General features: G+C 40.7%; 17 protein-coding genes. 14 read left to right on the forward strand and 3 right to left on the reverse strand.

The window, feature by feature from the left end:
* The coding region (locus Q0376_RS08710; protein WP_298706589.1) for a YadA-like family protein at positions 1-3,905 on the forward strand (3,905 nt) is incomplete at its 5' end.
* A 398-nt stretch (positions 3,906-4,303) separates the two neighbouring features.
* Here Q0376_RS08710 and Q0376_RS08715 read toward each other — a convergent pair.
* Positions 4,304-5,206 (reverse strand): diacylglycerol kinase family protein, encoded by a 903-nt coding sequence (locus tag Q0376_RS08715; protein ID WP_298706591.1) that lies wholly within the window; start codon positions 5,204-5,206, stop codon positions 4,304-4,306.
* Between the two features lie 257 nt (positions 5,207-5,463).
* Between Q0376_RS08715 and Q0376_RS08720 the strand changes: the two genes are divergently transcribed.
* The 13 genes from Q0376_RS08720 (at position 5,464) to Q0376_RS08780 (ending at position 17,788) form a co-directional block, all read left to right on the forward strand.
* Positions 5,464-6,165, forward strand: coding sequence for a GntR family transcriptional regulator (locus Q0376_RS08720; protein ID WP_298706593.1), 702 nt, complete (start codon positions 5,464-5,466; stop codon positions 6,163-6,165).
* A 792-nt stretch (positions 6,166-6,957) separates the two neighbouring features.
* The gene (locus Q0376_RS08725) at positions 6,958-7,935 is read left to right on the forward strand and encodes a molybdopterin-binding protein (RefSeq protein WP_298706595.1); all 978 of its coding nucleotides are present in this window, start codon (positions 6,958-6,960) and stop codon (positions 7,933-7,935) included.
* A gap of 126 nt (positions 7,936-8,061) precedes the next feature.
* Complete coding sequence (locus Q0376_RS08730) at positions 8,062-8,478, forward strand: thioesterase family protein (RefSeq protein ID WP_298706597.1); 417 nt, start codon at positions 8,062-8,064, stop codon at positions 8,476-8,478.
* Positions 8,475-9,299, forward strand: coding sequence for a glutamate racemase (murI, locus tag Q0376_RS08735; protein WP_298706599.1), 825 nt, complete (start codon positions 8,475-8,477; stop codon positions 9,297-9,299). Before Q0376_RS08730 ends, murI begins: the two co-directional genes overlap by 4 nt.
* Before the next feature lie 11 nt (positions 9,300-9,310).
* Positions 9,311-9,847 (forward strand): hypothetical protein, encoded by a 537-nt coding sequence (locus Q0376_RS08740; RefSeq protein ID WP_298706601.1) that lies wholly within the window; start codon positions 9,311-9,313, stop codon positions 9,845-9,847.
* A 12-nt stretch (positions 9,848-9,859) separates the two neighbouring features.
* On the forward strand, positions 9,860-10,513 hold the full coding sequence (locus tag Q0376_RS08745; protein ID WP_298706603.1) for a coenzyme F420-0:L-glutamate ligase: 654 nt from the start codon (positions 9,860-9,862) through the stop codon (positions 10,511-10,513).
* A 125-nt stretch (positions 10,514-10,638) separates the two neighbouring features.
* Positions 10,639-12,288 carry a hydantoinase/oxoprolinase family protein gene (locus Q0376_RS08750; protein WP_298706605.1) on the forward strand — a complete coding sequence of 550 codons (1,650 nt, stop codon included), beginning with the start codon at positions 10,639-10,641 and terminating at the stop codon, positions 12,286-12,288.
* A complete protein-coding gene (locus Q0376_RS08755; protein WP_298706607.1) occupies positions 12,278-13,597 on the forward strand; it encodes a histone deacetylase in 1,320 nt (439 codons plus the stop codon). The genes Q0376_RS08750 and Q0376_RS08755 overlap by 11 nt, the downstream gene beginning before the upstream one ends.
* Positions 13,598-13,687: 90 nt before the next feature.
* A complete protein-coding gene (rph, locus tag Q0376_RS08760; RefSeq protein WP_298706609.1) occupies positions 13,688-14,446 on the forward strand; it encodes a ribonuclease PH in 759 nt (252 codons plus the stop codon).
* 23 nt (positions 14,447-14,469) lie between these two features.
* The gene (locus tag Q0376_RS08765; RefSeq protein WP_298706611.1) at positions 14,470-15,051 is read left to right on the forward strand and encodes an XTP/dITP diphosphatase; all 582 of its coding nucleotides are present in this window, start codon (positions 14,470-14,472) and stop codon (positions 15,049-15,051) included.
* Between the two features lie 78 nt (positions 15,052-15,129).
* A complete protein-coding gene (locus Q0376_RS08770; protein WP_298706612.1) occupies positions 15,130-15,645 on the forward strand; it encodes a YfcE family phosphodiesterase in 516 nt (171 codons plus the stop codon).
* 165 nt (positions 15,646-15,810) lie between these two features.
* Positions 15,811-16,593, forward strand: a complete 783-nt coding sequence (gene speD, locus Q0376_RS08775) for an adenosylmethionine decarboxylase (protein ID WP_298706614.1) — start codon at positions 15,811-15,813, stop codon at positions 16,591-16,593.
* A gap of 10 nt (positions 16,594-16,603) precedes the next feature.
* Positions 16,604-17,788, forward strand: coding sequence for an NADP-dependent malic enzyme (locus tag Q0376_RS08780; RefSeq protein WP_298706616.1), 1,185 nt, complete (start codon positions 16,604-16,606; stop codon positions 17,786-17,788).
* Between the two features lie 521 nt (positions 17,789-18,309).
* On the opposite strand, the gene Q0376_RS08785 is transcribed toward Q0376_RS08780, so the two are convergent.
* A complete protein-coding gene (locus Q0376_RS08785) occupies positions 18,310-19,653 on the reverse strand; it encodes an S-layer homology domain-containing protein (protein ID WP_298706617.1) in 1,344 nt (447 codons plus the stop codon).
* A gap of 98 nt (positions 19,654-19,751) precedes the next feature.
* Positions 19,752-21,461 carry a glycosyltransferase family 39 protein gene (locus Q0376_RS08790; RefSeq protein WP_298706619.1) on the reverse strand — a complete coding sequence of 570 codons (1,710 nt, stop codon included), beginning with the start codon at positions 21,459-21,461 and terminating at the stop codon, positions 19,752-19,754.
* Between the last annotated feature and the right edge of the window lie 14 nt (positions 21,462-21,475).

Consider the following 21,475-nt stretch of genomic DNA (forward strand, 5'->3'; position numbering starts at 1 on the left):
TGGCTACCCTTGATGACGGTCAAAAATATGCTGGCGACAATGGTCAAACTGATGCTACTCAAGTCATTAAGAAGAAACTAAATGAACAATTAGATATTATCGGCGGTGCAGACCCTACTAAACTTAGCGACAATAACATTGGCGTTAATAATGTAGATGGTAAACTAAAAGTTCAATTAGCTAAAAACATCGACCTTGGCAACGATGGTTCTGTAAAAACAGGTGACACTGTTGTAAATAACGATGGTGTAACAATTACAAGAACGACACCTGCTGAAGGTGGCGAAGCTGGTGCAGAAGGTACTAAGAACACAACGACTATCGGTGCTGATAAGATTGTTGTAAACGGTCAAGACGGTAAAGATGGTGCGGATGGTTCTGGTATCGTAATTGGTAACCAAGACGTAACTCCAATTATCACTAATGCTGATGGTACAACCAAAGACGGTAAATCTGAATCTGGTAACTATGTAACAGGTCTTGATAATACGAAGTGGAATCCTACTGAAAATGGTATCGTTCCAGACCGTGCAGCTACAGAAGGCCAAGTAAAAGAGGCCGTAGATAGTGTTACATCTGATGTAACAACTAAAGGCTTGAACTTCACTGATGATAAAGGCACTGAAGTACATCGTGATTTAGGTGAAACCTTACAAATCGCTGGTGATGGTCAAAACATTGCCACGGTAGCAGATCCAACAACTGGTAAGATTACAGTTGGTTTAACTAATGACTTATCCATTGGTGGTCCAGCTGGTCAGGACGGCAAAGATGGCGTTGACGGTAAGATTGGTATCAATGGTGCAGATGGCAAATCTGGCGTTGGTATCAATGGCAAAGATGGCATTAGCATTAAAGGTGCTGACGGTAAAGACGGCGTAACCATTTCTGCTCAAAATGGCAAAGATGGTAAAGACGGTTCCGAAGGTCATATTGGCTTAACTGGTGCTCCAGGCAAAGATGGTGAAAGCACTTATGCAGACATCCATGTTGTGGAAGGTCAACCAGGCGTTAATGGTACTCCAGGCAAAGATGGTTTAACTCGCATCGTATACGAAGACAAAGGTGGCACAACTCACGAAGTAGCAACCCTTGATGACGGTCAAAAATATGCTGGTGACAATGGTCAAACTGATGCTACTCAAGTCATTAAGAAGAAACTAAATGAACAATTAGATATTATCGGCGGTGCAGACCCTACTAAACTTAGCGACAATAACATTGGCGTAAACAATGTAGATGGTAAACTAAAAGTTCAATTAGCTAATGAAATTACTTTAGGCGGTTATAATAAAGGTGATAGCAAAATTACCGTAGGTGGTGATAATGGTGGCGCTGTTATTATTGATGGTGGTAACCGCTCCATTACCTTCCAAGATCCTACTAATGGTGACCGTGCACCGATTAATGTAACCGTAATTCAAACAGCAGATAATGAATCTGTTGGCGGTGAACGCAATTCTGGCAATACACGCTTAACTGTAGGTGGTGCAGACGGTGTGGACTATGTAGCCTACACATCTGATGGTTATGATTACCATGGCGATATTGGCAAAGCCGCAGTAGGTCTTAATAGTATAGTTTCTGTAACTGGCGGCATTGAAAAAGAGGATGAACTAGCAACAGATCCTAATATTGGCGTAGTTGCAACACCAGTTCATGACGAAGATGGCGATACCGCTAAATTAGAACTTCGCTTGGCAAAAGACTTGAAAGGTCTTAACAGTGCTGAATTTGGTACGATTATTATTGGTAACCAACAAGCAACACCTGTAAAAGCTGATGGCAGTAAAGGTAATTCAGAAACAGGAAACTTTGTAACCGGCTTAAGTAATACGGAATGGAAACCAAATGAAAAAGGTATTGTTTCCGGTCGTGCCGCTACTGAAGAACAGTTGAAAGCAGCCACTGACTCTATTACAGATTATACAAAAGGAGGCGGCTTCGGCTTAGCTGACCAATCTGGTGAAGAAGTTAAGAAAAACCTTGGTGAAACAATTACTGTTAAAGGTGGCATTACTGAAGACACAGCAAGTGAATCTGAAGCTAATGGTGTGTCCAATATTACAACTAAAGTGAATAATGGCGCTTTAGAAATTAGCCTTAACAAGGATATTGATTTAGGTAAAAACGGATCCATTACAGTTGGTGAAACTACTATCGACAAAGGTGGTATTACGACCAATAATGTAACAGCTGATAAAGTAAAAGCTGGCGAAGTTGAAGCTGACTCAGTTAAGACTGACACAATCACTGTGGGTGATACGATTGCTATCAACCAAGATGGTATCAATGCGGGCAAGAAACAGATTAAAGACCTTGCTAGTGGTGCATCTGGTACAGATGAAAATAATAAGCCAGTGTATAATACAGATACTAATGCAGCTAATATTGGTGACGTGAAGAATATTACTAAATCTGCTAATGAAGAAACTGTTTCTAAAGGTCTTAACTTCACTGACGACAAAGGCGTTGAAGTACATCGCGATTTAGGTCAAACCTTACAAATTGCTGGTGATGGTCAAAATATCACAACTACAGCTGACCCAGAATCAGGTAAGATTACAGTGGGCTTAGGCAGCGAAATTATGGCTGGTAAACCAGGTAAAGATGGTAAGGATGGCAGTATCGGTGCTACAGGTAAAGATGGTGCATCCGTAGTTCTTAATGGTAAAGACGGTTCTATTGGTTTAACAGGCCCAGCTGGTGCTGATGGAAAACCAGGCGAAACGATTACAATTAAGGGCGCTAAGGGCCAACCAGGCGTTGATGGTAAAGATGGAATTTCCCGCATTATCGTAGATAATCATGAAGTAGCAACTCTTGATGACGGTATGGTATATGCTGGTGACACTGGTACAGCAGCTGTTAAGCTTAATAAAACAGTCAATATTACTGGTGGCGAAAAAGACGCAGCTAAACTATCTGATGGCGCTAACATTGGTGTAGTAGCTAGCCAAGCTGGTGATAATGGTCAATTGACAATTAAATTGGCTAAGGATTTAACAAATCTTAATAGCGTAACTACTGGTGATGTTAATGGTAACCATACAGCGATTACAGGTGATGGTATCACTATCTCTGATGGTCCAACCTTTACTCGTGAGCAAATCGATGCCGCTGGTAATAAGATTACGAGTGTAGCTGATGGCGATATTGCGCCGGGTTCTAAAGATGCTGTAAATGGTGGTCAATTATTTGATGCCTTCAGCAATGTAGGTGGCGCTATTAATAAACTGGGCAACCGTATTAATCGTGTTGGTGCTGGGGCAGCGGCGTTAGCAGCCTTACATCCACTCGATTTTGATCCAGATGAAAAATGGGATTTCGCAGGTGGTTATGGTAACTACCGCGGTGCTAATGCAGTCGCTGTTGGTGCGTTCTACCGACCAAATGAAGATACTATGTTCAGTCTTGGTGGTAGCTTCGGTGGCGGTGAAAATATGGTTAATGCAGGCGTAAGCTTCAAAGTAGGTCAAGGCAACCATGTATCTACAAGCCGCGTAGCTATGGCGAAAGAATTGAAAGATCTTCGCCAAGAAGTAGAACAATTGCGCAGTGCTCTAGTTGATGTAGCTGCTGGTAACAAGCTTGATCCAACTAAGACTAAGCTCTTCCCAGATGTTCCTAAGAACCATTGGGCATACAATGAACTCGCTATTTTAGCTGGTAATGGCATTGTAGAAGGGTACCCAGATGGTAACTTTGCAGGGGATCGTATGATGACACGCTATGAATTTGCTATGATTGTATATCGTCAAATGCAAAAAGGCGCTGAAATCAGCGAACGCTTATTCAACGAATTTGAACCAGAATTAGAACACATTCGTGTTGATGTGGTAGCTAAAGATAAAGATGGCAACCCAACAATTGAACGTGTTCGTGTAATTCCTGGTCGTGGTTAATTAGAGTTAATCCAAGTCGTTAGGGTTAATTAGAATTAATTCGACTTGTGGTGATTAATTAAAGTTAATTTGCCTTATCATGGTTAATTAGAATTAATGGGCAGCGCATAAGGCACAATGTAATTGGTGATACATTGCAAGAAACGTATCATATAAATTTAACCCAATCCCCTAAATAACACTGTGGTTTCTTGCAATTATCATAATAAAGATACAGGGTCATACCTAGGTTATTACCGACGTATGGCCCTGTATTTTTTATAGATTCCCTTGTGGGCAGTCAATAAGGAATATGAAAACACCCCGAAGCGTATACTTCGGGGTGTTTGATTTGGTCGCTATTTAACTGTTACTAAGTTGTTATTAAGATTTAATTTGATTTTAACTTTTGGCTTCATTTACTTTCTTTTTTTATCAGGCACATAGACTTGTAAAAAGCCCGGTAAAACTTCTAAATCAACGGGCATGAGAGGTCCTTTATTGCCATCCATATTGGTGGGCAGTTCGATATCCTCTAATAATGTGATTTGCGCTTTCCTTACTTTTAAAATCGTTACGTATTTGGAATTATAAATGGAGCCTCGTAAAATGAGTGGCACGATGCGTAATACATCCATAATAAAATACTCTTTGAAAATGATGATTCGCATATAGCCATCGTCTACAGCGGCTACAGGCATAAATTTTTCAAAACTAGATACAACATTAGTAAGCAATGCTAATACTAATGGAGACCGTACAGTAAATTCATGTTCCTCTGCTTTGATGTGGAAGTTGTAGTCCTTCGTTGTAAATAGGGCTTGTCCTCCTTTTACAAAATAGGCCAAGGGTCCTAATAATTGTTTTTCCTTAGGTGTTACTTCTTCTACGACTTTAGGAATGACGCCAGCAGCGATATTATTACAAAAGTATTGGTCGTTACAACGGCCAATGTCTACCCGTCTTATTTTACTGTGTTTAAGGGCTCTAATAGCCGCTAGGGGCTCGAGCGGAATGCCTAAGGCACGAGACATATCATTTACGGTTCCAACCGGAATAAAGCCAAATTTTGAGGTGCCACCACCTTGAGCTATACCATTAACGGTTTCGTTGATAGTGCCATCACCGCCCATGCAAAAGACAGAATCATAGCCGTTTTTAGTGGCTTCACGAGCAAAATTGGTGGCATCGCCAGCCTTTGTAGTAAATTTTACTTCCATATGCTCGAAGAGGGTACTAAGCTGCCACTCTAGTTCCATGGCATACTGACAGGCCCGCCCCCCTCCAGAGACGGGATTAATAATGATTAAGCATCGACTCATATAAACTCTCCCGTATCATTAGTTGACGCGCCCTAGTTCTTATATATATAATGTAATATAATACTATAATGATATATATAGACTGTAAAACAGTAAAGGGCACGCTAATTACTTTTTGTACTTACCTATATATTATATTATAAGATATGAAAGCTGTCATTTAAAAGAACGGAAGTTTTATTCTTTTATTGCTCATTGTTAAATGAACAAACGACACCCTACTAGTGTTAGTTGGAAAATGAAGGATGAGGATCAATATGGGTAAACAAGAAGAGTATCATTTGAATACAATCGATTCCATTGGACGCTTGCCACTTAGTGAACAAGTGTATGTGACTTTAAAACAAGCTATTTTGACTGGTGCATTAAAGCCACAAGTAAAGCTGAATGAAGTGAAAATCGCAGAACAGTTAAATGTAAGTGCCACACCTGTTCGTGAAGCATTTCGCAAGTTGGCAAAGGATAATTTAGTGGTTATTAAACCATGGAAAGGCGTTACTGTAAAGGGCTATACGCCAGAAGAGATTATTGCCATGTATCAGTGCCGTGAAGTCATGGAGGGCTTAGGTGCTAGACTATGTGCTGAAGTATGCACTGATGAGCAAATCGAAGAGTTACAGGCTGTGTGTGATGCTTGCTTAGCTACGACTGATGCAGAAGAGCGCGTTCAAATTAACAGCCGTTTTCATACATTGATTTCATTCTTCTCTGGTAATGATCGGGTAATGGATTATCTTGGTGAATTCCGTGAAATGGTAAATCGCGATATGTATATTAGTACCATGGATCAAGATCGTACTGATTTGTGTAATACAGAGCATGATCGCATTATGAAGGCCATTCGTCATCGCAATGGAGAAGAAGCAGAACAAGCTATGCGTGAACATATTCGCAATGCTTTTGTATTTAAAAAAGCACATGCGGACTTACGGGCTAAGAAATTTGGCGTTAAAGAATAGTTACTTCTTGTAGCCTATTAGGGCTTCCAATAGAATGAGACAAAGTAATTAACAATGTTTTTGCTGTAAAGACGTTTGTACATAAAATAAGAAAAAGTTTGTGAGAGAAAGACAAAATTTTAAAATATAGAATAAAAAAATGCAAAATTTGCATAACTGATGTTTACATTTTTTAACTTGTTTGTTATAATTGCTATGAGATGTGATGAACATCATATCTTGGGGCAACCCCCAAAGCCCCTTAACATTTGAATGTGATTCAAATGTTCTCTCTCTCTTTTTTCTCAAGCACAAAAGCCTCGGTTAACGCCGAGGCTTTTGTGCGTTTTGTATTCTTTAGGATAGTTTAGTCTTGTAAATTGGTAAGCATGAGATGCAAGCTAGTATGGTAGTATACATGTACAGGCATATACAGATATATACAGATATATACAGACATATAGAGATACAGTAGCTGTGAATCAAGCGTACGCTGTAAGCTCCTCCATATCTAGCAGTTCTTTGTGGGGTAAGAGAAAAAATAAAGAAAAATCTATATGTTATAGCCTATATATAGTAAAATATAGGGTAAGAGTTATAGAATGTGAATACATTAGGACTATGTAGATACATTAGGACTATGTAGATACGGGAGATACTAGCTGTATTGAAGGTGCTACTAGTGATACAAATAGTATTGATAGTATAGTAAGAAGATAGCTGAGATAGAAAATACAGAAAATATAGTAAATATAGAAAATACAGAAAATATAGCAAATATAGAAAATATAGAGAGTATAGAAAGGATGGCCCATGAAGAAAATCCATGTAAAAGATGCTGTAGGAGCGGTGTTGTGTCATGATATTGCTCGCATTGTTATTGGCAAAGTAAAAGATACACCATTTCGGCGCGGTCATCGCATTGAGGAGACGGATATTGCCTTATTACTAGAATTAGGTAAGGAACATATTTTTGTCATGGAGCCTGGCGATGAAAGTAAAATTCACGAAGAGGATGTGGCGGCCCATTTGTATAGTCTTTGTGCTAACGATAGTATTGCGCCTACGCCGGTGCGTGAAGGTAAAATTGAAGCCATCGCACAATGGGATGGTATGCTAGTCGTTGACGTGCCGGAGCTATTGCGTATTAATAGCATTGGTGAATTGACCATAGTGACTAAATTACATGGTCAAGCTGTAAAAAAAGGAGAGGTAGTAGCAGGCATGCGTTGCATTCCCCTTATGCTGGAAGCTTCGCAATGGCAGGAAGCGAAAGAGCAATGGACGGGCACGCCAGTAATTAAGGTGTTACCATATATTAGACAGCGTGTTGGGATTGTTACAACAGGAAGTGAAGTGGCAACAGGGCGCATTAAAGATGCATTTACGCCTATTATTAAGGAACGCATTGCTGATTATGGTATGGAAGTAGTGGCTCATGAGACTGTTACAGATGATACTGAGGCTATTGTAGCAGCTATAGAGCGTGTAAAGAAAAGTGGGGTGGACTTAGTCTTTTGTACCGGTGGCATGAGCGTAGAACCTGACGATTTGACGCCAGGGGCTATTCGTAAAATCAGTGCGGAGTTCGTTACCTATGGTTTACCCGTCTTACCGGGTTCCATGGTATGCTTAGCATATATGAGCGATGGTACACCGATTATGGGCGTACCGGGTGGCGTATTATTTAGTAAGCCTACGGCCTTTGATGTCTTTTTACCGCGTTTAGCAGCAGACTATAAGATTACCAAAGAACAATGTGTTGCCTTAGGTCATGGGGGACTGCAATAATATATTATAGGTGCTTATTAAAAAGGTAATGACAGTGTAATACATCAATAAAGGTTTGACACTGCGCATTGAGTGGCGTACAATGAAATTTAGATTATTTATTTTTAGCAAGAGGTGAAATGAATTATGTTTACCACATCGTTGCGGGTTCGTTTTTATGAGACGGACATGATGGAAGTGGCGCATCATACCAATCATTTACGTTGGTTTGAAATGGGCCGCGTTGAATTTTTCCGTGCTTGTGGCATCACCTTGTGGGATATGATGAATGATGGCATTGTATTTCCCATCACTAAAGTAACTTGTGAATATAAAGAACCAGCACGATTTGACGATATTTTGACGGTAGAAGTGACTGTAGCTAAAATAAGTCGAGCGCAATGTGTGTTTACGTATCGCATTTTACGTGAAGCTGATGGTGCTTTGATTGCTACGGGGGAAACACAAAATGTGTTTACTGATAAGGTAACAGGAAAAATCATTCGTTTGCCTGATACGTATTATGGTCCTATGGCAAAAAAAGCAAAGGAGAGTCCCTTATGATGCATGAGAGAGAGCAGAGAACAAATAAAGCAAATCTCCCTATTGGAGTATTTGATTCGGGCATAGGTGGTCTAACTGTCCTATCCGTATTGCGCCATATGTTTCCGCATGAAGATTTTGTATATGTAGGAGATAATGCCAATAATCCTGTAGGTAATCGACCTAATGAAGAAATCAGTGATATTGCTTTGCGCATCGGTCATTTTTTTAATAATGTGCCTGTAAAGATGGCCATTGTAGCGTGCAATACATTTTCGGTGGTTTCATTAGATTTATTACAAAAAACATTTAGCTTTCCTGTAGTGGGAGTTAGCAAAGGTGTTCATACGGCCATTGAAATAAGCCCAGAAAAATCAATTGCCATTATGGCTACAACGGCGACGATTAATAGTCATAAACATAAGGAAGAATCGATGCAGATTGATCCTAAGGTAGCCGTGTATGAACAGGCTTGCCCTGAACTGGCCCATTTAATAGAGGCAGGCCATACAAATGACGAGTTGATTACAGGCATAGTAAAAGACTATTTAGCAGATAGCACGAATAAAGGGGCCGATACGATTGTATTGGGCTGTACACATTTTCCATTTTTAAAATCTTTAATGGAACAAATCACAGGACCTGAAGTAGTTTATGTGGACCCTTCCTATGAAACGGCTAATGAAGTGAAGGCTGTGTTAGAAGCTAACGATTTGCTCAACTCAAAACGCACTGCAGGCGCATTAGATATATGTTTTACAAAAGATATTGAATTAGCTAAACGCATGACGGAACGATTGATTCCGGCCAATGAATTCACAATTCGAGAAATTACACTGTAAGGAGTGGCGGCATGTATATTTACACTTTAATTAATGTAATAGTAGCTATTATAGTTATTATTGCAGCTTTATATTTAGCATTTCGCTTTTATTGTTGGCGCCAAGGTGATGAACAAATCACGATGCTAACGAAACGACGCACGCAATTTGAAGTAGAGGATATTAATTTCCATCAAGTAACTTTAGTTTGCGATATTCCATTTGTTAACAAAGGCCGTCAAAATGGTACTATTATGGACCTATATCCTCGCCATTTAATGCCACAGGAACAATTTGACAATGTAGCCATTCAATCTTGGACTACAGATGCTAATGCAGAGCGTCATGATGGCTATTGGAAGGCTCAAATTATTGAATCTCATAAAGGCGGTTTAGTGCGACTTCGCCTTATTTTCAATGCTAAGAATGGCAATATTCATAAAGACTTAGCCGGCTTCCCTGATATGAATATAGATATTGTGTACCAAGTTGTGGGACGCTCGGATTGGCATATTTCAAAAAATCGCATTGTTCTTTCCGCTGAAGAATTACAGCACGCGTTACGATAGGAGGAAATACACATGGCAGAACTACAATTAATCCCTGTTCAAACGCGCATTCTTACTCAGCGCGATGATATTGCAGAATCCATAGTAGAATATGCAGGTCATATGATTGGCCCAGAAGATATAGTTTGTGTGGCTGAATCAGTAGTAGCAATTACACAAGGGCATTTTACACGTCCTGAAGATCTTACCCCGACTTGGCAAGCGCGCTTGATTAGCCGCTTTATTCCACCAGAAGGGTCTATGGCTTCTATTTATGGTATGCAAGCGGCCATGGAACTTGATGGCAAGTGGAAAGTGTTAGGGGCCTTCATTGCTGGTGCGATTGCTAAGGTATTTAGAAAATCTGGTGTGTTCTACCAATTAGCTCGCCAAGCGTCCTTGACTGATGATGTTACGGGTACAATGCCACCATTTGATAAGCACATTGTATATGGTCCAAAAGATCCAGATAAAGTGGCAGAACGCATTGTACAGCGTACTGGTAGTTATGGTGCGGTAGTCGCTGATGTTAATGATTTAAAACGAGCGGCTGTATTGGGGAAAAGTCGCGGTATGGAACCTAAACGCATAGCCCGTATTTTGATTGATAATCCATTTGGCAATGATGATCAAATGACGCCAATTGTAATTATTAAAAACTTTGCGTCTGTTTCTAAAAAAGCGTAATTAAGAGGCCTGAGGGCCTCTTTTTGTTTTTATTCATATCCATGCTAGTGAGTTAGTAAACGTATTTTTTATGGATTATAAAGCTTAGCTTCGAACGAGTTAGTTTGTTATTTTAGGAGGTCTCTATGCTAATAGGTTTAGATGTGGGTGGCACATTTACAGATGCTGTAGTGCTTCAAGAGGGGCAATTATTAGGGAGTCATAAATGCCGTACAACGCATGATAATTTACTTCAAGGTATTACCGAAGCCTTGGCCGGCATTAGGTCAGTTGTTGTGCCGGAAGCGGTGGAACGCATTACCTTATCGACTACAATTATTACCAATACCTTGATTAATAAAAAAGAAGAGCCTGTTGATTTGTACATTATTCCCGGTCCTGGCATGGATATACGTCCTATGCTACCTGTAGAGCCTATTATATTGCGGGGCTATACGGACCATAGAGGGACTTTGGTTAGGAGTATTAGTACTCGAGAGTTGAGTGAAGCCCTCCCTAGAGAGGAGCACAAAAAGGCCGCCGTATCTGGTAAGTTTAGTGTGCGCAATCCTAAGCTTGAGCAAGCTGTAGGAGCGTATTTGAAGACCAATGGATATGATATTGTAACTGAAGGGGCGCGCCTTAGCGGGACTTTGAATTTCCCACGCCGCACTATTAGCGCGTATTTTAATAGTGCTGTGAGTACGGCGTTTAAAAATTTTGCGGCCGCTGTGGCAGAAGCTGTTTCGTCATATCATAAAGGGGCACCCCTATATATTTTAAAAGCCGATGGCGGTTCATTGCCATTGGAGACTATGCTTGAACGGCCTGTGGAAACGGTTTTTACTGGTCCAGCAGCAAGTGTTCTTGGTATAGGAGCCTTGCATACTATGCCTGAGGCTATGACGGTGGCATTAGATATTGGTGGCACCACAACGGATATTTCATTGTGGCGTGGCAGTACACCTTTGATGGCTCGTGGTGGGGCCACCATTCGTGAGTATGCCAGCGCAGTTCGCTCCTTCGCTGTAAAGTCTGTTGGCGTAGGTGGTGAAACATTAGTTCATATTGAGTCTGGACAATTACAGGTAGGACCGATGCGTCTGGGACCTTCTTTAGCATTGGGTGGGAGCGCACCTACAGTGGGGGATGCTCTTATCGTATTAGGGAAGGCATCCTATGGTGATGTAAATAAAGCAAAAGCAGGGTTTAGAACCTTAGGTGAAACTCTTGGAATGGATGCAGTAGCGGTGGCAGACACAGTTGTTGCCAAGGCCATTCAGGTCATTAAAGAGGGGATTCAGCGCGCTGTAGATGAAGAAAATCGATTGCCTGTTTATGTGGTGGCGGATATTGTAAATCCCCATGCATTTGTGCCGCAGCATCTTATTGGTGTAGGTGGCACGGCTAAAGCATTGATGCCATTGGTGGGAGCATCTCTTGCTTTGCCGTATTCGATTCCTGATGCTGGCGCTGTAGCCAATGCGATAGGGGCTGCGCTAGCAAAAGAAACTTTAGAAATTACCGTACATTTAGATACGGCTCAGAATGTATTGGTCATACCAGAACTAGGTTTTCATGGTGCAGCTCAGGGGCTTTATGATGTAGCGGAAGTAGAAGCACTAGCCATGCGTAAAATCAAAGAAGAAGCAACGCAATTAGGCCTTGAAGATCCTGAGCGGTGCGAAATTATTTATAGTGAAGATGTGCCTATTATCGAAGGGTGGCAATCGATGCATCGTTTAATTACTGTGAGAGCACAGCGACCAGCGGGGGTGAAATATCATGTCAAATAAATTAGGTTTAGTTTTTTTCCCAGCCTTTGATTGGAAAATATCCAGTACGCATCCTGAGCGACAGGAGCGTTTATTGTATACGCGCGATCAATTGCTAGAAGAGGGCTTATTGGAGCACCCTGAGATTCGAGAATACAATCCACGGCTCGCTAGTTGGCAAGATATAGAGCGCGTTCATGTGGGAGCACCCGATTTAAAGTCTTGGGTAACAGAAGCACATCGTGTGTCTGTTGGCGGTGCTTTAGTGGCTGCTGATGCGGTTATGAAAGGAGAGGTAAAGCGTGCCTTTTCTTTAGTGCGGCCGCCTGGACATCATGCTATGACCATGGTTCATGGCATCCGGGGCTTTTGTACAGTTAATGTGGAAGCCATTATGATTGCTTATTTGCGGCGTCAGTATGGTTTAAAACGCATTGCAGTAGTCGATACAGATGTGCATCATGGGGATGGCTCACAAGATGTGTTTTATCATGACCCTGATACGCTATATATTTCATTTCATCAAGATGGACGTACTCTCTATCCTGGTACGGGCTTTATGCCTGAATTTGGTAGCCCTCAGGCGATTGGTGGCACTGTAAATATTCCGCTGCCACCAGGAACCGGCGATGAAGGGATTCAAAAAGTACTACAAGAGGTTGTACTACCTATTTTAGATGATTTTCAACCAGAACTAATTATTAATTCAGCAGGACAGGATAATCATTTTAGTGACCCTCTTGCCAATATGGAGGTAACTGCTAAAGGGTATGCTAAAATTACCGATATGTTACAATCTAATATTGCCGTTCTTGAAGGGGGCTACTCAGTACAGGAGGCACTGCCTTATGTAAATACAGCTATAGTATTAGCTATGGCGGGGCTTGATTATAGTCAGGTTGTGGAGCCTGCATTTGATGAATACCGATATAAGCAGAAGGCACAGGTTACAAGTGAAATTGATGCTATTATTAAGCGTTGGCATACGCAGTGGCGTAGACGATATGAAACGCAGGCTGATGTATTACTAGGCTTAGGTGATTATTGGACGGATCGAAAGCAGATTTATTATGATGAAACAGGTATTTCAGAGCAGCGTTCAGAGCGGATTAGACTGTATCCTGATAAGGTAGGTTGGCATAGTATTGATTCTAGTAGCTATCATGGACCGTATGGAGCACAACATGTATTTGCCATGTTTATTCCTTGGCAAGCTGATGATTCATGTAGGCGCGACGCCTATGATGAGGCGTGGCGTGCTAAGAAAATTGGTGATGCCCAGCGTTATGTAGTAGTGGACCCGATGAAAGATGTACAGGAAGAATTGTAATGAGGTAGTGTTTGACTTACGAGTCTTAATGCTGAGTTTTTTTGTGTGGTATAATATAAGTCGAAACTATTAGTAACAGGAGTGACAAGTATGAGAATTGATGGCAGAACAGAATCCATGATTCGGCCTATAAAAATTACACGACATTTTACAGCCTATGCAGAAGGGTCTGTACTTATTGAATGCGGCAATACAAAGGTGATTTGCAATGCCTCTGTAGAAGCAAAAGTGCCACGGTTTATGAAGGGCGAAGGGCGCGGTTGGGTGACCGCTGAATACTCTTTATTACCACGAGCTACTCAAACGCGCAATAGCCGTGAAGCGGCCAAAGGCCGTCAATCAGGTCGTACTGTAGAGATTCAGCGTTTAATAGGACGTGCGCTTCGCGCCGTCGTTGATTTGGAAGCGTTAGGCGAATACACTATTACCTTGGATTGCGATGTTATCCAAGCCGATGGGGGCACCCGTACGGCTGCCATTACCGGGGCTTTTGTTGCCCTAGTGGATGCTGTGCATAGTGTATATAGTGGGGAAGGTCGCTTCCCAGTGCGTGATTATTGTGCTGCTATTTCTGTGGGCATTGGCGAAGAGGGTCCTATTACAGACTTGTGCTATGTAGAAGACAGTCAGGCTGTTGTGGATATGAATGTAGTGCGCACTGGTTCAGGTAATCTGATTGAAGTACAAGGGACTGGTGAACATGGTACATTTAGTCGCGAGGAACTAAATACTTTACTTGATTTAGCAGAACAGGCCACTGATGAGCTCATGAAGATACAGCGTGATGCATTAGGTGAGATTGGTGATTTTGTTGGTGCTGAAAATAAGACGGTGCCACCTGTTGAATAAAATAAAGAGTAAAGGATTAGGCTATGAATAGATTAGTAGTTGCTACACATAATAAAGGGAAGATTAGAGAGTTTAAAGCCGCTTTTAGCGCTTTAGGCCTTGATGTAGTAGGTGTTGGTGAGCTAGTTACAGTGCCAGAACCAAAGGAAGATGGTCAGACATTTTTAGATAATGCACGCATTAAAGCCCAGTATTATATGAAGGCTACTGGACTACCCTGTTTAGCTGATGACAGTGGTCTCGCTGTTGATGCCTTGGATGGTGCTCCGGGGGTACATTCCGCCCGTTATGCAGGGGATGATTGTGATGATGAGGCCAATAATAAAAAACTCATAAAGGAATTACAGCATGTGCCCTTTGAGAAACGTACGGCTCATTATGTGTGCGAATTGGTTTTAATGTATCCTGATGGAAGTGAGTATACGGCGCAGGGGCGCTGTTCTGGATTGATTCAGGATATTCCAGTGGGCGATGGTGGCTTTGGCTATGATCCTTATTTTTACTTGCCAGATGTGAAGCAGACTATGGCAGAAATTTCTCTAGAAGAAAAGAATAAGCGCAGTCATCGCGGATTAGCGTTAAAAGCTTTATTGGAGAAATTATAAGTGTTTTAAAGACCTTTATGGGAAGATATTTATTTGTAGGATTACAGTGATTGGACTGATTAGAAGGAGGTGAGTTCAATGAAGGAGGATGTATTCGGTAGAATCGGAATTATAAGTGATACCCATGGATATTTAGATGTAGTCGATGAGATCATTGAACGCACTGCATTATGGGATGTAGATATGTGGCTTCATGCCGGTGATTATGGTGATGATGCTCGGTATATGGCAAAGCTCGTGGATGTACCGGTTATTGCTGTACGAGGTAATAATGATAGAAAAAAGCCTTTAGAGTCTAGAGAGCAGCTTATCCCCTATAAAGATACCTATATTTATATGACCCATGGTGATCAATTTTATCCTTATAATCGGGTAGCAGAGATTATCTCTCTAGGTCGCTCTATGGGGGCGGGCCTTTGCGTTGCAGGGCATTCCCACCATCACGGATTGTATGATGCGGGCGATTGTTTATTTGTAAATCCAGGAAGCCCTGCTTTGCCGCGGGACAAATCTGGTGGTATCATTGCATTAGCAACCTATGATAATGGTAAATTTACGGCTGAATTTTATTATTTGCGGGAAAGCAATTGGTAATGTAAACGGCATATATATTGTGTAGCTTGTATCAAGGCGTATACAGTGTATCTATCTATGCACCTGGTGGGATAATACATGTCCTAGATGCATAGATTGCTTGAATATAAAGAAAAATTTCGATATAATGGTAATGAATTCAATTGAGGAAGGTGTAACGACGCTATGGAAACATCCGTAAAGCCAATAAAAAAGATGAAATTATATGGCTTTAATAATTTAACAAAGACCTTGAGCTTTAATATTTATGATATTTGTTATACGCGTTCTGAAGAAGAGAAGAAAGAGTATATTAAATACATAGATGAAGTATATAATGCCCAGCGGTTGACGGATATTTTAACTGAAGTGTCTCACATTATTGGGGCTAATATCCTTAATGTGGCTAAACAAGATTATGATCCGCAAGGTGCGAGTGTAACGATTTTGATTTCTGAAGAAGAAGTTCAAAAAGAAGATGTGGTATGTCATTTAGATAAAAGTCATTTAACAGTACATACCTATCCAGAAAGTCATCCATATCGTGGGATTAGTACATTCCGTGCAGATATTGACGTGTCAACTTGTGGGCAAATTTCTCCATTGAAGGCACTAAATTATCTGATTAGTAGCTTTGACTCTGATATTATTAGCCTTGACTATCGCGTTCGCGGATTTACTCGTGATGTGCAAGGTAAGAAGATTTACATTGATCATCGGATTAATTCAATTCAAAATTTCATTGAATCGAAGACTAAGAATTTATATAATATGATTGATGTAAATGTATATCAAGAAAATATTTTCCATACAAAAATGATGTTAAAAGAATATGATATTAATAATTATCTCTTTGGCATCACGGAAGACGATTTAACTCCGAAGGAAAAGAAGCATATTAATCAATTGTTACGACAGGAAATGGCTGAAATCTTTTATGGCCGTAACTTGCCAAGCTTAAAATTATAGGAGGCTTAACATGGATGTACGTGAAGAAGCAGTTCAAAAGAAGTTGGAATTAGGTGGATTTTTAACAACTGGCACCAAATATCCTTTAAAGGATGCTCATGATTTGTCAGTGGCTTACACGCCTGGTGTAGCTGAGCCTTGTTTGCGTATTAAAGAAAAAGAAGAATTATCTTTTGATTTAACTTGCCGTGGTAATATGGTAGCCGTCGTATCTGATGGTACTCGTGTACTTGGGTTAGGTGATATTGGTGCTGCTGCCGCTATTCCTGTAATGGAAGGTAAATCCTTATTGTTCAAACGTTTTGGCAATGTGGATTGCGTGCCTTTAGTTCTTGATACTAAAGATCCAGAAGAAATTATTCGCACTGTAAAGCTTGTTCAGAAAAACTTTGCAGGCATTAACTTAGAAGATATTTCATCGCCTAAGTGCTATGAAATTGAAAATCGTTTAAAAGAAGAATTAGAAATTCCTGTATTCCATGATGACCAACATGGTACAGCTATTGCTTGTTTAGCTGGTGTTGAAGCAGCGCTTCGATTTGTGAAAAAAGACCTTACTAAGGTTAAAATCGTCGTAAATGGTGCCGGTGCAGCAGGTGCTAATATTGCACGTCTTTTATATCTTGCCGGTGCTCGTGACATTACCTTGATGGTAAGTTCTGGCGTATTAAATAAAAATTATAAACGCCTTGCTCCATTGCAAGCTGAACTTATTAAATTACTTCACCAAGAAGAAAAAACTGGTACATTAGCTGAAGTAGCTAATGGTGCCGATGTATTACTTGGTGTGTCTGCAGCAGGTGTCTTTACTGAAGATATTCTTAAAAATCTTGCAGAAGACTCCATCGTATTTGCTATGGCAAATCCTGTGCCAGAAGTAATGTATGATGTGGCTAAGAAATGTGGTGTTCGCGTGGCCGGTACAGGTCGTAGTGATGCGCCTAACCAGATTAATAATGTGAATGTATTCCCTGGCGTATTCCGCGGTGCTATTGATGTGCATGCATCTAAGATTAATGATGAAATGAAATTAGCTGCCGCAGAAGCACTTGCTAATCTAGTTGCTGACGAAGACCTTCGTGAAGACTATGTAGTAGCGAATGCTTTTGATGAACGCGTGCCATTAGTAGTGGCTAGAGCGGTGGCTGAAACGGCCGTAAAAACTGGGGTTGCAAGATGTGATCTTCAGAAATAATATGAATACTAGGTTATAAAATACTCTTTTTAAAGTCATATAAAGAAACAAAATAAGTCCCTGAAACCTCAGACGAGCTGACGCTCTAAATTCGGTTTTACGGGACTTATTTTATTTCTTATGATAAAGCGGGAAAAGCGTGTTTTATAACTTAGGGGAAAGTATATAATGGCTTATTTCTGAATGACCAGCGCATTGCAAGGGGGGAAAGAAGAAATTATTAATTTCAGCTCGTCAAGAACGAATATGGCCTATAATAGAGGTCTTCTTTCCCTCCTTCTTGGTATTTTGTTGTCTGAAAGTATAATGTTTTATAACAAATAAAGACTACATAACTTTTAACTAAGCAAAAAGAAAACACCTCGCTGTAAAACCGAATGTAAAGCTGTTTTCTTATTCCTCACCTAGTATTTACGTTGCCTAAAGCGTAAAACGATTAAAAATAAATAGGGTCCTCCTTAAACCGAATTTAGAGCGTTAGCTCGTCTGAGGTTTGGGAGGACCCTATTTATTTGAGTATTTTATTTACTTTCAGGCAACATAAACACTACCTTATTTCCCAATTGTTTATTCAAGTTTTTCTGGCTCACATCGCCTAATTGGTCAACAGTGATTAATAATCCGTTGACGTTTTTATTAGGAGTTACAGCTAGAATGGAGCCGGCCCGTTCTTCTTGGTTGTAAGCATAGGCCGCATCGATTTGAAGTTTGTTGAGTTCTACTTCGTTTAAGCTACCGTTGCGAACTTCTAGGTTTTGAACTAAGTCTTTGTCTTTAGAAAATGCTAAGGCAGCGCCAAAGGCTTTGGCATCGCTGCTATTTTGGAAGGCTGCAATAAGCTTGTTATCTTGCCAGAATAGGGCTCCATGAAGTCTAAATACATAGTTTTTACCAAAAGTGCGTTCAATAAGGCTCAGGGTTTTATTTTGTATTTGTTGGTGCAAAATAGTTTCTCTTAGATTTATGGCATCCTTGCTATTGGTAATGCGATAGGTAATTTCGGTAGCCTCTGCACGGGTAATATATTTTTCAGGATTAAAGAGATTGTGTGGCTGATAATTTAAAAATCCTAGGCGAGCCAATTCTTTTACGGCATCTTGAGCCCAAGGGGCAACGAATTTTTGATCACTAAAGTGAATATCTTGTTCATTGCTATAATTATCAGATTCATAGCCTAAGTAGTGAATGTAATTGTCTGCCACTACAGCAAATTCTTGGCGAGACATAAATTTTTCTGGACGATAGGTTTTATCGCCATAGCCACTAATAATATTAAGGCGGGCTACGCGCTCAATGGCATTAGCCGACCAACGATCTGAGGTAATATCTTTAAAGCTACTTGATAGCATAACAGGATTTTGATCTGAAATTAAATTGCTAAATAAAGCAGCCACTTCTTCACGAGAGATTGGTTTATCTGGTTTGAATGTGCCATCACTATAGCCTGAAATGAGTTGCTGATTGGTCATCACTGCAATAGAGGTAGCGGCCCAGAAATCGCTAGGAACATCGGAAAAGGTGTATTTTCGTGCTTCTTCAAACATAGATGTATTGCCTTTATTGAGTCCTTTTGTATTGGCTGTAAAAATTTTTTGATTTTTTGCCAAGGTGGATTCGGTCCCCTCTTCCGCAGTAGTACGATGGGCTTTATCTATAGCCTGGGTAGTATTTACATTTGTATAATAATTGGTTAATAAAGGACTTAAGGTTGTTTTGTCCTTTGCTTTAGTTATGGTTACAGCTTGGGCGGATTCGTCCGTTTCGTCGGCATCAATAGGTGAAGCGCCATAGGCGAGACCTTGTGATACACCTAGGACTAAAGCAAGGGCGATTATTTTTTTGAAGTGATTTGTTGGTGAAAACATGAAAATACTCCTTTAAATATGGTAACTACATGGGTTTATTGTAACTACACGGGTTTATAGTAACTGTATGAGTTAGTAACTATATAGGTTTATGGTAACTACATGGATTTAGACATATAAATAATAATATTTCCCAAACGCCCCCACTCATAGGTGTTATGAGCTAGTGGTGTAGTGGTAAAGTTAGAGTTATACTTGTGCGGCACGAGTATAATGAAATCTGTTTCTGTAGCGGTACTTGCTATGGCACCGTTTACTGTAGTGGTGGGCATAACATTTTTCCCTTCACTCCAAAGATTGTTTTCTTCTTCGGGGGAGATAATTTGTGTTACTTCATGGCCACTATAATAGACTAAAGAGGTGCGATAGTCCCGATAATAATATACCTTTGTGTTGGCTTCGATAGGTAAGATGCGAGCCAGCTCTTTAGTTGATGCTTGATTGACTAAAGGTGGCAGCAGATTGAGTAGGACTATATAAAATAAGCTTATACTTATGGCCGTACCAGCAAATACGCTGCGCATAGATTGGCGGCGTATTGCGACGATTAGAGGCAATACGAGTAAGCTTACAGCCACTAAAATGACCAATAAGGCACTCACGCTGTTAGGGATGAGTTGGGCTTCTGGTGCCGAATTATTTAATGTAAGTAGTTGATACACTAAGATAATAAGCCCTGGTATGGTAATGGCTAAGAGCGGCACCATTAAGAGGGCGGCTCCTAATTTAAACGTATGTTTATGATTTAACCATAGGCGCATACCGCCTTGAGCCGTGCACACCGCTAAGGGGATGAGGCAAAGGAAGGTATAGGTCAAATACTTAGTGGCCATTAAATTGTAAAATACAAATACACCTAATGCCCAAGTGAGTGCATAAGGCCACCAATGGAGGGGTTCAATGGTACGGTTAGGATCTTCTTTAGCATGTTTACTTTGTGTATAGCGTTGAATACATTCATAGATGGTAAGGCCCGTCCAAGGAAATAGGGACACAGGGGCTAAGGCAAAGTAGAGCCACCACCAATTTTGTTCTGGATGTTCCGGTATGGTGGCGCGCACATAATTGTGGAGGCCTAAGAACTCTTCGATAAAATTCATGCCATGAAGGCTATACATGAGTCCGTACCACGGCAGGGCTACTACGCCAAAAGCAAGAATACCTAAAGGGTTAAAGAGCAAGGCATATTGTTTCTTTTGCCGCTCAAAGAGCGTAATATACACCAAAAGAATGAGCCCTGGTAAAATCAGACCTATGGGGCCTTTGGTGAGGACTGCTAAGCCGGCACAAATATAGGCGAGAATAAAAGGCTTCTTGGCTTGACGTCGCAAGCCTTGGTAGGCAGAAAAGAAAATGCCTTGAGTGAATAAAAATAGGAAACCATCAGTTAGTACGGCGTGGCTAATATACCAAAACTCTAAAGAGGTACCTAAAATAATGGCACTCCATAAAGCGAGACGCACCCGCTTAAAGAGGGTGCGTACGCCAATATACATAGCAAGGCCATTTAACATGGCGCAGATGGCAAAGGGCAAACGGGCTGCAAAATCTGATACACCAAAGAGTTTAAACGATGCAATTAACATCCAATAAGTCCAGATGGGTTTGTCATACCAATATACATCGTAAATCATAGGGGATATATAATTGTTATGCTCAATCATGGTAAGGGCTGTTAAGGCATAGTTGGACTCTACCGTATCAGTCATGGGGAAATTCCACGTAAATAAAAGATAAGAGATTAAAAGCCATATACCGAGGAAGCCTATATAGCGATACTCCCGAGGATATAGGTTTGATCGTTTCATTAGTATGGCGCACT

The sequence above is a fragment of the uncultured Veillonella sp. genome, assembly GCF_937981445.1.
GTDB lineage: Bacteria > Bacillota > Negativicutes > Veillonellales > Veillonellaceae > Veillonella_A.